Origin of the sequence: Virgibacillus sp. DJP39 (assembly GCF_049310925.1) — a bacterium.
Taxonomy (GTDB): Bacteria; Bacillota; Bacilli; order Bacillales; family Amphibacillaceae; genus Virgibacillus_F.
The window spans coordinates 60,442-73,821 of sequence record NZ_JBMERP010000005.1 but is presented as its reverse complement, the minus strand read 5'-3'; the positions used below and the strand labels follow the sequence as shown (position 1 = coordinate 73,821).

The 13,380-nt window shown below is 37.5% G+C and carries 14 protein-coding genes, 1 pseudogene and 1 riboswitch; of the genes and pseudogenes, 9 read left to right on the top strand and 6 right to left on the bottom strand.

Annotation, left to right across the window (positions count from 1 at the left end; translation table 11 throughout):
- Positions 1–117: 117 nt before the first annotated feature.
- The gene (locus ACOI1D_RS03550; protein ID WP_422499266.1) at positions 118–315 is read left to right on the top strand and encodes a small, acid-soluble spore protein, alpha/beta type; all 198 of its coding nucleotides are present in this window, start codon (positions 118–120) and stop codon (positions 313–315) included.
- A 199-nt stretch (positions 316–514) separates the two neighbouring features.
- Here the strand turns inward: ACOI1D_RS03550 and ACOI1D_RS03545 are convergent, their stop codons facing one another.
- A complete protein-coding gene (locus tag ACOI1D_RS03545) occupies positions 515–970 on the bottom strand; it encodes a CoxG family protein (protein WP_422499264.1) in 456 nt (151 codons plus the stop codon).
- Between the two features lie 202 nt (positions 971–1,172).
- Here ACOI1D_RS03545 and ACOI1D_RS03540 point away from each other — a divergent pair, with 202 nt between their 5' ends.
- On the top strand, positions 1,173–1,442 hold the full coding sequence (locus ACOI1D_RS03540) for a hypothetical protein (RefSeq protein ID WP_422499263.1): 270 nt from the start codon (positions 1,173–1,175) through the stop codon (positions 1,440–1,442).
- Between the two features lie 565 nt (positions 1,443–2,007).
- Here the strand turns inward: ACOI1D_RS03540 and ACOI1D_RS03535 are convergent.
- The 3 genes from ACOI1D_RS03535 to ACOI1D_RS03525 are packed head-to-tail and all read right to left on the bottom strand — an operon-like array spanning position 2,008 to position 4,284.
- The gene (locus ACOI1D_RS03535; RefSeq protein WP_422499262.1) at positions 2,008–3,666 is read right to left on the bottom strand and encodes a b(o/a)3-type cytochrome-c oxidase subunit 1; all 1,659 of its coding nucleotides are present in this window, start codon (positions 3,664–3,666) and stop codon (positions 2,008–2,010) included.
- Entirely contained in the window at positions 3,663–4,136 is a 474-nt protein-coding gene (locus ACOI1D_RS03530; protein WP_422499261.1) for a cytochrome c oxidase subunit II, read from the bottom strand. The genes ACOI1D_RS03535 and ACOI1D_RS03530 overlap by 4 nt, the downstream gene beginning before the upstream one ends.
- Before the next feature lie 22 nt (positions 4,137–4,158).
- Positions 4,159–4,284, bottom strand: coding sequence for a cytochrome c oxidase subunit 2A (locus tag ACOI1D_RS03525; protein ID WP_422499260.1), 126 nt, complete (start codon positions 4,282–4,284; stop codon positions 4,159–4,161).
- 220 nt (positions 4,285–4,504) lie between these two features.
- On the opposite strand from ACOI1D_RS03525, the gene ACOI1D_RS03520 reads away from it, so the two are divergent.
- The 3 genes from ACOI1D_RS03520 to ACOI1D_RS03510 all read left to right on the top strand — a co-directional run bounded on the left by ACOI1D_RS03520 (position 4,505) and on the right by ACOI1D_RS03510 (position 8,556).
- Positions 4,505–6,175, top strand: coding sequence for a peptide ABC transporter substrate-binding protein (locus tag ACOI1D_RS03520; protein ID WP_422499259.1), 1,671 nt, complete (start codon positions 4,505–4,507; stop codon positions 6,173–6,175).
- A gap of 206 nt (positions 6,176–6,381) precedes the next feature.
- Positions 6,382–7,815 carry a 4-hydroxyphenylacetate 3-monooxygenase, oxygenase component gene (gene hpaB, locus ACOI1D_RS03515; protein ID WP_422499257.1) on the top strand — a complete coding sequence of 478 codons (1,434 nt, stop codon included), beginning with the start codon at positions 6,382–6,384 and terminating at the stop codon, positions 7,813–7,815.
- A gap of 30 nt (positions 7,816–7,845) precedes the next feature.
- Complete coding sequence (locus ACOI1D_RS03510) at positions 7,846–8,556, top strand: gamma-glutamyl-gamma-aminobutyrate hydrolase family protein (RefSeq protein ID WP_422499255.1); 711 nt, start codon at positions 7,846–7,848, stop codon at positions 8,554–8,556.
- 162 nt (positions 8,557–8,718) lie between these two features.
- On the opposite strand, the gene ACOI1D_RS03505 is transcribed toward ACOI1D_RS03510, so the two are convergent.
- Positions 8,719–8,991 (bottom strand): holin, encoded by a 273-nt coding sequence (locus ACOI1D_RS03505; RefSeq protein ID WP_422499320.1) that lies wholly within the window; start codon positions 8,989–8,991, stop codon positions 8,719–8,721.
- A gap of 167 nt (positions 8,992–9,158) precedes the next feature.
- Positions 9,159–9,247, top strand: a riboswitch (cyclic di-GMP riboswitch).
- 69 nt (positions 9,248–9,316) lie between these two features.
- On the opposite strand from ACOI1D_RS03505, the gene ACOI1D_RS03500 reads away from it, so the two are divergent.
- Positions 9,317–9,847 carry a hypothetical protein gene (locus ACOI1D_RS03500; RefSeq protein WP_422499253.1) on the top strand — a complete coding sequence of 177 codons (531 nt, stop codon included), beginning with the start codon at positions 9,317–9,319 and terminating at the stop codon, positions 9,845–9,847.
- A gap of 14 nt (positions 9,848–9,861) precedes the next feature.
- Positions 9,862–10,719 carry a DUF5667 domain-containing protein gene (locus ACOI1D_RS03495; RefSeq protein ID WP_422499251.1) on the top strand — a complete coding sequence of 286 codons (858 nt, stop codon included), beginning with the start codon at positions 9,862–9,864 and terminating at the stop codon, positions 10,717–10,719.
- Positions 10,720–10,814: 95 nt separating this feature from the next.
- On the opposite strand, the gene ACOI1D_RS03490 is transcribed toward ACOI1D_RS03495, so the two are convergent.
- On the bottom strand, positions 10,815–11,984 hold the full coding sequence (locus tag ACOI1D_RS03490; protein WP_422499250.1) for an acyl-CoA dehydrogenase family protein: 1,170 nt from the start codon (positions 11,982–11,984) through the stop codon (positions 10,815–10,817).
- A 256-nt stretch (positions 11,985–12,240) separates the two neighbouring features.
- Here ACOI1D_RS03490 and ACOI1D_RS03485 point away from each other — a divergent pair, with 256 nt between their 5' ends.
- Positions 12,241–13,254: a BglG family transcription antiterminator gene (locus ACOI1D_RS03485; RefSeq protein WP_422499248.1), complete on the top strand. Its 1,014-nt coding sequence runs from the start codon at positions 12,241–12,243 to the stop codon at positions 13,252–13,254.
- Positions 13,226–13,339, top strand: a pseudogene (locus ACOI1D_RS03480) (hypothetical protein); the annotation flags it as partial. The gene ACOI1D_RS03485 and the pseudogene ACOI1D_RS03480, both read left to right, overlap by 29 nt.
- Positions 13,340–13,380 lie beyond the last annotated feature (41 nt).

The window sequence follows — 13,380 nt, the reverse complement described above, 5'->3', positions numbered from 1 at the left end:
TTTTACTCACAATTCATTTAACATCAAAAATTTAACAGGTGTAAAAAATCACTTACTTCAAATGATAAGAGCAGAACAGATTCGTTCTGTTCTATATCCCACAAGGAGTGATCAATGATGGCAGAAAACAAAAATGATTTGTTGGTGCCAGGTGCGAGAAATGCAATTGACAGTATGAAAGAAGAAATTGCAAATGAACTTGGTGTTCAGCCAGGAGCTGACACCACTGCACGCGAAAATGGATCCGTGGGTGGCGAGATGGTCAAAAGAATGATCAAAGTCGCTGAAGAAAGTATGCGAAACGGAAATAAATAAAGAACCATCAACAAGATGATTCTTTGGAGTGTTCGGGTACTATCTTCCAGAAGTTAAGGAACCGGGTAAAATCCGGTTCCTTTTCTGGGAAGTAAATACTTTCTTTATTTTAATACGATTACCGTTTATACCGCATATCATCCGGTGAACAGTACAGGAGGATTGCTAAAAGAGTAGATCCATCGAATGAAACTTCACTTTATGTAGTGACAACTTCGACTTCGTTAATCTTTTGAGCAATGGATTTCGTCAATTCATTTGTTGTTTTTGGTACGAAGGATTTTAAAAATGAGTTAATCAATGGCCCCATCATCCCTTTAGCTATAATGCTGATATAACAGGTGATTTCTGTCTTACTTCCACTTATTACTCTAGCCTCGAAATAACCATCTCCTTTAAAATTTTCATTTAGCCCGGTTAAATTAAAGGTTACTAGTGATGGTTCCTGCCACTTGGTGATGTCTATTCTCAAATTAACTGCTTTTTGAACCACACCAATATCGCCCTTAAATTTCCAGGTTGATTGTTTTTTACTCAAAATGGTGTGTTCGATATAGCCAGGTACCATTGGAGCCCACTTATTCATATCGCTAACGTACGGCCAGACATAATTGATTGGAGTTTCCAATTCTAGTTTGCAAATCCCGCTTGGCATTTCGGCGTCCTCCTTGTAAGAACCACTTGATGGGTACTTTTTGTTTTTAAGTTACAACTGTTTAGTGTATGCTCAGCACGAATGAATGAGAACAAAAAAATTGAATTCCCCAAAAGAATTAGTGGTGAATAGTTGTTTTTAAAATTGCTAATAGGGTAATAGTACTGTATAGAATGGTTTAAGAAAGGAATGAGACAGAAAAATGAAGACAATTGATGCTTATTTCAAAACTGAGAGTGACGCAGAGAGTGTAAAAGCTAAGCTTGAAACCTTAAAAGTCGAGCAAGTACTTGTGGAGAGAGTACCAGAGTTTTCAAGAGACAAGGTAACTGAGATTCTCAAAAACCTGTTCACAAACGAACCCAAGGATAGTCATGACCCGCAAGTTCTTCATGTTGAAATAGCAGATGAAGATTATGGCGAAGCGGATAAAATCATCAGGGAAAGTAATGGCTATATTTCTATGGAGTAGGTTATCTACCATTAATCATCCGGATAAGGGTGGTTAATTTTTTTGTTGGCTGTTTTCTAAAAGGTTGTTGTTCTGACAGAAAATCTGAAAACTGCGACGTGGTGAAATCTTTTAGTCGCCGTGCCGGCAGAATACTTCGCTTTCCGCGGGCACGGCCTCAGCCTCCTCAGAAGCAAAGAACGCTTCTTCCGGGGTCTTCGGACGCGTGCTGTTCCCGCAGGAGTCTTCGTATTCTGCCTTCACTAAGATAGAAACATGTCATGCCCCCTATGTTTCATGGGACTCCTTCCCCCTTGAAGAGAAGCGCTGGATCAGCATCAATTTTGTAAAGGATGGTAGGAAATAAACATAACAGTTACGTCGCAGTTTGTTTCAACTGTAAAACTAAAAGCAACAAAATTCACGAAAGACCCTTTTGGTTAAACAAAAAGAGCGTGTCTCTGATTTAGAGGCACCACTCTTATTAGCTTTTCACTCATTGGTATTAACTTCGACGATAATTGCACTGGTAATTGTAAAAACTATGATAAACGAAAGTACTAATGTAAACATTCTAAATCAGCTCCTACCATGTTTTAAATCCACCAGAACCCGGTGGTGCATGTTGAATCATATCGGCTATTGGAATTGTGTATGCGATCAAAATAAGTGCAAATGCAATACCAATCCACAGCCACCAGTTTTCCAAGAAACGCGGGGTATTAGTTGTATCACTTTCAGCAAGAGGAAACTCGACGTAATCTACTTCATTGCTAGCTTTTGTTCCAAACAGTCCTTGAAATACAATGAATACCAGAATGCTTGCAGAAAGGAATAAAATAGAGCCACCGACGGCCATGGTAACGTGATTCGTTAAGATACCATCGAACCACGCCAAGGTTGATGGGTGATTTCCATAGTCGGAATAGGCAGTCCTTCGTGGAGCACCTAGTAATCCAAGTATGTGCTGGGAAGTGGACATTAAAAACATCCCTACTGCCCATGTAAAAATTTGAATGAAAGCAAGTCTCTGCATTGATTTTGTTAATTTCGTACCAGATAAATAGGGAATCAACCAGAAAGTAAGACCGTAAAATGTCATCGCAACTGGGGCCCCAACTGTTATATGGAAATGCCCTACAACCCATAATGTATTGTGAATAACTTCGTTCAACTGGAAGCTCGCATTCAAGATGCCGCCTGCACCACCTGGAATGAAAAATAACATAGCTATAAAAATAGAAGTGAATCTTACATCCTTCCACGGCAACTTTTTAACCCAGCCAAATACACCTCTTGCTCCTTTTTCTCTTCCTGATATTTCAAATGTAGCAATCATAGAAAATGCAGTCATTAGTGAAGGAACAATTACCATAAATGTTAGGACAGTCTGCAAAAATTTCCAGAAACTTTCAATTCCCGGTTCCGTAAGCTGGTGATGAAATCCAACTGGAATCGAAAATAAAATAAATAACAAAAATGTTAATCTTGCCAGAGAGTCACTGAAAACTTTTGCACCAAGCAGCTTAGGGACAACTAAATACCAAGCCATGTAGGCAGGTAAAAGCCAGAAATAAACTAATGGATGTCCAAAATACCAGAATAAAGATCGGCTTAATTCAACGTTGATCGTATCGACCCAGCCAAATGCCCAAGGAATAAACTGGAACAAAACCGTTGCAACTACCCCAAGACATGCAATTAACCAAAGTACAAGGGTTGCGATTGTCATGAAAGCGAATAGAGGACTTATTTGTTTTTTATGCTGTTTTTTCCATGCAATGTAATGACCGATCAAAGCAAATCCACTTACCCATGTTCCCACTATGAACAAAGCTAATCCAACATAGAAAAATCCATTTGCCTGTAAAGGTGCGTAAAATGTATAAAGTACTGATGCTTCTCCGGATATAATCAGGACAACGGCGATAAGTGTCCCAAGTGTCATTATATAAAAACCAAACCATGAGAAGGCTCTGACTTTTTTACCGAAAGTACCTAATGTTTTGCTCATTCCTGTGTAGAAGAATCCGTAGATGAAATAGGTTGTAAAGACTAAGGCAAGCAGAACCCCGTGTGCTGTTAATACCTGGTAATAGTCAAGCCAGGCTGGTAAGGCTAGTGAATTATTTCTAACGAATACCTGAAGCAGTCCACAAAATGTACCTATAATAAATGCGATATATGCCACTATCAGATTTGTTATAGCAAGTTTTCTATCTTGTGCAGCTATTTGCTTACTCATTGTTCAACCACCTCAATTTCTGTCTTCATAAACTGATGACCAGTTCCACAATATTCGTTACATAGTACTAAGTAGTTTCCAGGCTCGGTGAAGATATATTCTTTCGTGTTAATCTGGCCTGGTATCACCATCATATTGACATTTGTGTTAACTATCGAAAAGCTGTGTGTAACATCTTTACTTGTAACTTTGAAAATTACTTTCTTACCTACTGGGACAGTTAGCTTCGCAGGCTGATATCCAAAAGCCTCGGCAACAATTGCAGCCTGGTAGGTATTGTCGTCGATTTTCGACAACCCTGGCTTGTCGAACGGAGGAGTGACCGAAACCTTCTCTGGATCAATCGAATGTACACCCCCGGATGGATGATTACCGAAAGAAAAGGCACTGACTCCTATAATAGTAAGAAATATAATTAGTGATGAAATCCCAAAAATTAGCCATATCTTTTCATATTTATGAAAATGCATGGTCAACCCACCTTTCTATGCTTTATCGCGATAAGTGAAAGAAGTACATACTAAACCATGCAATTAGGATGAAAATTCCCAATCCAAAAACACTTATTAGCGTTCCTGTTAAATTTATTTCTTTTTCTTTTTCATTTTTTTTAACCATAAGTACCCCTCCATTTCCTACAAATACTATAAGTGAGTTTCCATTAATTATCAGTGATAAATGTCACATTTCTGTTAAGCATTCTAAGTCGATTATTGAGGAAATAACAGGAATTAGGTAGAAAGTACCGCTTGTTTAATAAACTGAAAAATAGTATAATTTAAAATAGAATAACAACGTTTAGCGCGTGTTGTTTAACAACTAAGGAGGATTCGTACAGATGAAAATATCTAAATTTTCACTATTTTTTACTTTAGGATTAATTTTAAGTGTGTTGTTGGTGGCTTGCTCTGATGATCAAGCAGAGGGGACTGACGATGAAAAGAAACCAGCTGAAAAAGGTACTGACGTTGAACAAGAGTTTAATTTAGCTGCTTCAGATGTTATACCTACAATGGATTCCTCTCTGGCAACAGACATGTTAGCATTCCAAGCTTTAACTGGTACAAATGAGGGTCTTTATCGTTTAGGTGAGGGCGCTGAAATTGTAGATGGAATGGCAACAGATCACAAAGTTAGTGAGGATGCGCTTACGTGGACATTTACTTTACGTGAAGATGCGGTTTGGTCAAATGGTGATCCAGTAACTGCGCACGATTTTGTATATGCATGGCAGCGTGCAGTTAACCCTGATACTGGATCAGAATATGGACCATATATGATGGGTGGCGTTCTTAAAAACGCTACAGCAATTAGTAATGGCGATAAGAATATTGACACTTTGGGTGTTGAAGCAGATGGAGATTATAAGTTGGTTGTTACATTAGAAAAACCTATTCCTTATTTTGAGTCTTTAACAACATTCGGTACTTATTATCCATTGAATAAAAAGTTTGTTGAAGAGCAAGGGGATTCCTATGCAACAAGCTCAGACAAGCTGTTGGCAAATGGACCATACAAATTAGAAAACTGGGATAGCACCTCTGATTCTTGGGTTCTTGAGAAAAATGAAGATTACTGGGATGCTGATACAGTTAAACTTAATAAATTAACATATGATGTTGTAAAAGATCCACAGGTTGGTGTGGACCTATATGAAAAAGAAAAACTTGATCGTACCGATTTAGCTTCTGAACTCGTTGATGTATATGGAACAAATGAGGACTTTGAGGTCACACTTGGTACGGGAATCTATTACCTTAAAATGAATCAAACGACTTCTGACGCACTTGCTAATGAAAATATTCGAAAAGCAATTAGCCAGGCCTTTAATAAACAGGCCTTAGTTAATGAAATTTTAAATGACGGTTCCATTGTTGCAAACGGATTTGTACCCAAAAACTTCGTAACGATGCCTGAAACTGGTAAAGACTTCCGTGAAGTAAGTGGTGATCTTTCTACTTATAATGTTGACGCCGCAAAAGAATCATGGGAAAAAGGTCTAAAAGAATTAGGAACAAGCAAAGTTGAACTAGAATTCATGTCCAGTGATAGCAAAACTTCTAAAGAAATGGGCGAATTTATTGCAAATCAATTACAGGAAAACCTTGAAGGTCTGACAGTTACATTGAAACAAGTACCGTTTGAGCAAAGGTTAGCCCTAGATGATGCAATGGATTATGACATTCAATTTGCATCATGGTATCCCGATTATTTAGATCCGTATACTTTCTTAAATTTATTCATTACAGATGGTGGAAATAATAAAATGGGGTATTCAAATGCTGAATACGATAAATTACTTGCCCAAACTGCAAACGAATTAGCACTTAAACCTGTTGAACGGTATGAGGCGTTTTTACAAGCTGAGAAAATACTGTTTGAAGATGCTGCAATCGCACCTGTATATCAAAGTGCAAGTGCTCAGCTCATATCTCCAAAGATGAAGAGTGTTGTAAATAACTCTTTTGGAGCTCTTTATGATTATAAATGGGCTTCTGTAGCTGAGTAGTTGGTTTTATGAAAGAAAGCTATCGGTTGCCGTGTGGTTATTACTACATGGTAACCGGTAGCTTATTTTTACGGAGTTGAATTCTTGAAGTTCTTTATTCAGTTGTGTTTGGGCCCTTTAAGACACAATTGCAAACCGAAATTAATAAGATGTTATAAGTAGGTAGGTATGACTATCCACTAAAAATAACATTTAGGGGTGTGCGTATGCCAGCTATATCTGGAGACGGCTATATTGATCGAATTGATCAATTAAATACAAATGTATGGGTAGATGGAATGTCAGTTTCAGGGAAAATTTCTAAACACCCTGCATTCACTGGAATAATGAAAAGCCAAGCAGAATTATATGATTTACAACACAATGAATCACTAAAAGATAGTATGACATATGCATCTCCAACAACAGGAGACCGTGTAGGTATGTCTTATTTACAGCCGAAAACACGTAATGATTTACTGAAAAGAAGGCGTATGATTCAACATTGGGCAAAATTGAACTGTGGACTGATGGGTAGAAGTCCAGACTATATGAATACAGTGTTGACTGCATTTGCATCTTCAGTGGACTTTCTCAAAGGAAAGGAAAACTGTTACCCGGAAAATATAACAGCTTTCTATGAATACGCCCGGGAAAATGACTTGTCTTTGACCCATACTTTTATTAACCCTCAGGTGAATCGCGAGCAATTTTACTTTGAAGATTCAGAAGAACCAATCGCAGCCAAAATCGTAGAAAGAACTGATAAGGGAATTATTATTAAAGGTGCCCGCCTATTGGCGACGCAGGGCGGTACTACTGACGAAGTTTTGGTTTTTTCACCAGGCGGTGTTATGGATAAAGCGCATGGATTTGCTTTTTCCATACCAAGTAACACTAAAAATTTGCGGTTTATTTGCAGAGAATCATTTGTCGGTGGTGAGTCAAGGTTTAATTACCCATTAAGCTCCCGTTTTGAAGAGATGGATTCCATTGTTATATTTGATCGCGTGTTAGTACCCTGGGATCGTGTTTTTTACTATGATAATATAGAGGTCACTAACAAGTTCATGTCATCCAGTACGTTCCTGCCATTTACATTGCACCAGGTAGTTTCACGACAAATTATTAAGACTGAGTTTGTCTTAGGTGTTGTTCAATCCATTATAGAAACTATAAATATTGCTGAATATCAGCATGTTCAGGCAAAAGCCTCAGAAATAATAATTGCTTTAGAGACGATGAGGTCCCTGGTTTTAAAATCGGAGATCGAGGCTGAAGTTAATGAGTGGGGTTTTATGGAACCTGACCGAATAACATTACTAACAGCTATAAATATATTTCCGCGTGTTTATCCTAGATTTACTGAAATCATTCAACTGCTAGGAGCAAGTGGATTGATCTCGATTCCAACAGAAGGTGCATTCAAATCAGATGTGAGGCAGGATTTGGATCAGTATTTGCAATCTAAAACTGGGAACGCAGAGGATCGGGTTAAACTGTTTAGACTAGCTTGGGATTTAACAATGAGTTCATTTGGTACCCGTGAAACGTTATATGAACAATTTTTCTTTGGGGATCCTATAAAACTTTCAAGTCAGCTTTACTTTTCGTATGATAAAGAAGAATATGTTAAACGAGTGAATGAAATTCTACAATAAAAGATAAGAATAAGTATAGGGGGCACTGTAATGAATCCACTAATCGGAGTCACAACTTCAATGGAACTAAATGTAGACAAATACATGGTAAATGCAGATGATATAAATGCTATTACGTATGCTGGCGGGACACCCTTTATGTTGCCAAATTTAAGAGATGAGGAAATGATTACTCAGTTTGCTAACACAATTGATGGACTGTACGCTACAGGGGGATATGATATTGATCCAACCTTATTTGGAGAGGAGCCACACCCTAATCTGGGTACTATCATACCTGCCAGAGATGCTTTCGAAATTTTGTTAATAAAGAAGATGCTAGAAATGGGAAAACCGATACTAGCTGTATGTAGAGGGTGTCAGGTATTGAACATTGCAGGTGGGGGAGACATGTACCAGGACATCTATTCTCAAATTGATCGTGATTTGCTGCAACATCAGCAAAAGGCACCGAAAGAGCATGGTTCTCATTTTGTAACTGTTTTAAAGGATAGTCTTTTACATCATTTGACCGGTATGGAAAAACTTAAGGTAAATAGCATGCATCATCAAACAAATCGAAAAGTTGTTAATCCTTTTATTGTAAGTGGAACGGCAAATGACGGGATTATTGAAGCAATTGAAGGCACAGGTGATACATTTATATTAGGACTTCAATGGCATCCAGAAAAAATGATAGCTTCTGGTGATAAGGCTTCAATTAATATATTTAAAGGCTTTATGAAAGCCTGTGGAAGATAATAGATTAAAGGCTCTTTTGGTAAGTTTTGTTTCCGTTTATAGTTAATAAAATTACGACGTAACTTATCGCTGCTCACCAATCTTGTAAAAATAAAAAACCGGAGAGTGTATTACACACTTCCCGGTTCTTTTTGATGGTGACGGGTACCATAAACGATGTAATTATTTAATTCCCCGCTGTTTTGTAATGCCTTTTCGCTTCTTGAAAAGCTCGAACAAACCTGTACCAGCTAACCCTGCAAAGCCGCCTGCCCACAGTCTTAATACCAAGTCCATATCAGTAAATGGATATGCTGCAGCACCAACACCTAAACCTATAACAATACTTAATAGAGGTAAAATGTTTTTAGGTAGGCTTATAGATTTTTTGGCTAACTCGACTAATGCAGTAACCACTGGTGATAAAATACTAGCGAATACTAGTATATTTTGCATCATTTGAATCCCTCCTTGTACCAGTGTATGTAATACCATAACTGGCTGTTTGTGCGGAACACGGAGATATATAACTTTTAGTTGTATTAAAAGACTCAGAATATCAGAAAATTTTGTTGAAACCTGGAGTTTACGTGATATAATAAATACAACTTAGTAAAAATGTAATTTGATAAAGGCAAACCTGATGAAAATCAAGGACGCAAAGCTATAGGGGCTACGGTTTAATAATTGACTATGCCTGCCAGCTACCGATTACTGGATAGATGAAACGCATCCATGTAATGGGGATGTGTTTTTTTGCTATCTGAAGGGAGTGAATTTATTGCGTATCTGGGAAGGATACATATGGCTTGCCTTACTACTAATTACACTGTTGGCATTTTTATCTGCTTGCGGAGATGCTGAAGCAGTTAAGAAAGAAGATCAAGGGAGTACCAAGTCTGTTAACCAATCTGAGCAAAAGCAGGACATTTATCAAAACGAAGCATTTAATTTAAAGGTGCAACATTCCGACGGTTGGAAACTTGAGAATGAAGTAAGTGGAGACAAGTTAATAGTAAGCTTTAAAAACAATAATAATGTAAAAGCAATTGTAACATCGGTAGCTACCGAGAAAAATTTTTCTGAGATTAAGGATGAGCTTAAAACTGGCGTAGGAAACATTGAAATTATAGAAGATAATCAGAAGCAGCTCTCATTTAAATCAAACCTGGAAAATAGTATAAGGACTGATATTTACCTTGAAAAACAAGATGAGTATACGTTTGTATATACTTTCATGACACCAAATAAGGGTTATCAACAAGTGAAGCAATATATAGATGGATTCAGAAAAAATATAAAGTTAAATTAAAGAGGAGTGTTAAAATGTTAAAACGTATAGCTGGATTAACGTTAGGTTTAGGATTAGTTGTAGGTGGACAAGTTTATGCAGACGAAGGTGATCAAGTTATAAGTCCAGATTCTGATTTCTATGATACAACACGTTTAATGGAAGAAGCTGAATACGAACTTACAAATGATTACAGTGACAGAGCAATGCTGCAGGATCAATACGCAGAAGAACGCCTTGGAGAAGTTCGATTAGCAATTGAAAATGGTGATCAGGAAACTGCAGAAGAATTAGTAAAGGACTTTGAAGGACATGTTGAAGAAGCTGAACTGAATTTAGATGAAGCAGTTTCAGAAGGTGAAGACCTATCAGGCGTTGATGAAGAATTACAGGAGGAAATTAAGAACAGCATACAACAATTAACAGCTTTGCTAGAACGTGCTAATTTTCCAGAACAGGCTAGAAAAGGAATCTTGAGAGCATTGGCGAATCAGGAAAAGCCAAAAGCTGATAGTGATGATACAGAAGAAGAAGTGGAAGTTGAGCAAGAAGAAGCTGAAGTTGAGGAACTCGCAGACGAGAACGATGAAGAAAAGTCTGAAGCAGAAGAAGCAGCGAAGGAAATGAGAAAGCAAGCGAAAGAAGAAGCTAAACAACTAAAAGAACAGGCAAAAGAAGCAGCGGAAGAGCAGAGGGAACAGGCTAAAAAAGAAGCAGAAGAGCAGAGAGAACAAGCTAAAAAAGAGGCAGAAGAGCAAAGAGAACTAGCTAAAGAGAAAAGAGAACAAGCAAAAGAAGCAGCTAAGGAGAAAAGAGAACAGGCAAAAGAACAAGATGACGATAAAGAAGAAGAAGACGATACAGTAGATAACGAAGAAGAAGCTGAAGAGTAGGCTATTGACTACCATGTCTGTTTTATAATTTAATTTGTACTAATAAAAACCCTTCTTGGCTAAAGAGAAGGGTTTTTATTTTTGCTGTAAAACAGCTAGTGGGATGGATTGTGACTTTGTCTCTGAATAGATTCTGAAGCTAGCTTGATTATAGTCATGTCATCCATTGGAGGATTGTGTAAACCAGCACGGACATCCCGATAGTATCGTTGTAGAGGATTTTGTTTAGACAAGCTTCTAGCCCCAGCAATACGCATAGCCAGATCAACAATCTCTACTGCCTGATTAACAACAGAGAGCTTGACAGCTCCTAACTCAGACTGCATGGTTTGCCGAGCTTCCTGGCTACTCTGATCCCACTTTTGAGCAACTGAATAAAGGAAATGCTGACTTTGCATGACGCGTAACTCCATCTCCCCAATCTTTTGTTTTACATTGGGTAAGTCTGAGATTGTACCTTCAATGCTGTTTGGTGAATAGCTTGTCGCAAAGTCTATAGCATAAGCTTGTGCTGCCCGGGCAATACCAAGGTAACAAGCTGGTATGTGTAATAGCCAACCCATAGCACGTTTGCTGCCAGATGATATTTCTTGTACAAAATCATCTTTTGAAACATGTACATCGTTTAACACCAGGTCATGGCTACCAGTACCCCGCATTGCTATTGAATCCCAAGTTTCTTCAATCTCTAAACCGCTAGTTTCTCTTTTAACTAAAAAGTTACCAACTTGTTTCTTGCCTTCAATAGAAGCACTGACTACAAAGTAATCCAGAATAGGGGCTAAAGTAGTAAAAGTTTTGCGACCATTGATTATCCACCCAGTGTCGACTTCCTTTGCTGAAGTCTCTGGTTTACCACCCCTGGTTGGACTTCCAGTAGCTGGTTCAGTAGCAGCATTATTTAAGAGAGCTCCGGTAGTTAACACGTCATTTGCATAACTTTGATATTTATCATCTTTCCATATATGTTCTTCCCCAAGAAACTTCGTAATACCCATGTGCCATCCAATGGAAAGTGCTGTAGACCCGTCAGCTATTGCCAAGGTTTCTTGCAGGCGTAGCATTTCATATAGAGAAATCCCTAATCCACCAAATTCTTTAGGAACAGTTAATGCGGAATACCCAATTTCTTTTAAAACCTGAAAGTTTTCAAACGGAAATGACCCATCTTCATCGTACTTATGTGCTCTTTTCGCAAATGGTTTTATTTTCTCAGTTAATGCTTCTATTCTTTCTTCAGTGGTGTTTAAGTCAACTAACTTCATCATAGACCTCCCAGTTTTATTCCTACAAGTTCAGTCGGAATTATGGTATAACTATTATTTCACTAAGCTGTTAAATGTGTAAAGGAATATACTATTTAGTGGAATATTTGATAAAGTAACTTTAATGTTTCGGAAAGCTGTTCATTTTATGAAGTAAATCACAATGCTGTACAATAGATATTCGATAAACTGTGATGAAAGCGGATACAATAAGCTTTCAATGGGTGCTACACTATTAATTGTGAGGGGGGATAACATGCAACTCGATGAACGAAGCAACAAATTATTAGATGAGCTGATAAGCAATCCAAGTGTCATGAGTAAAGATTTAGAAAGAAAATATAATTTAACACGTAGACAATTTGGATACAGCTTTAACAAAATCAATGACTGGCTAAAATCTAAGACCCTTCCCGTAATTGAACGAACAAAACAAGGTCATTTTATTATTGATCAAACAATTTTTTCAAAACTAAATGGCGAACAATCAGGAACTGCAACTATGAATATTCTTTCCGAGAAACAGCGTGTGCATATGATTATTTTAATGTTGCTCTCAAGCGAGGATGAGTTATCCCTAGTTCATTTCACAAGTGGTTTGGAAGTAAGTAAAAATACTATCCTCAATGATTTAAAACGTACAGAATCACTTGTATCATCTCATGGCCTTCACGTACGTTATCCAAGGCAACATGGTTATTTAATGGATGGAAATGAGTTCCATATTAGAAAACTTTTAATTAATACCATATACAATGTTCTGGAAATGAACAATGGTAAAGAATGGCTTTGGAAAATGGCTAACATTAATCAGGATGAAATTTCGGAATTAAGTTCACGGATTGAAAAGATAGAAAATAAATTAAATCTAAAATTTACCGATGAAAAAATTGAAACATTGCCGTATACACTGGTTTTAGTCTTACGACGAATAAATAATGGTGATACTATCGACTCTTTTCATATCAAATATGAAGAGTTATCTGACACCAAGGAATACAGGGCTACTGAAGAAATTTTATATGATGTTGTAGATGTAGCTTTGGAAGAAAGGCTATTCATTACATTGCACATCTTGACAGCGAACGTGTATTGGTCTGAATTTCTACCAGAGGATGCAATTCCAAATCTACAACAGGCACTAAACGATATGTTGCACTCATTTGAACAGCGAGCGTGTATTTCCTTGCAGGACAGAGACCAATTACTTCGCAAGCTTTTGTTGCATGTAAAACCAGCTTATTATCGTATTAAGTACCAACTTACTTGAGGTAGTAGACGCTTCAACAAACGTAAGTAGAGAATTTAATGAATTACACCATCTCGTTCGTAAATCTACTAAGCCGCTAGAGAAGCTAATTGGAAGTGAAATCCCAGAGAGTGAAACTACTTACCT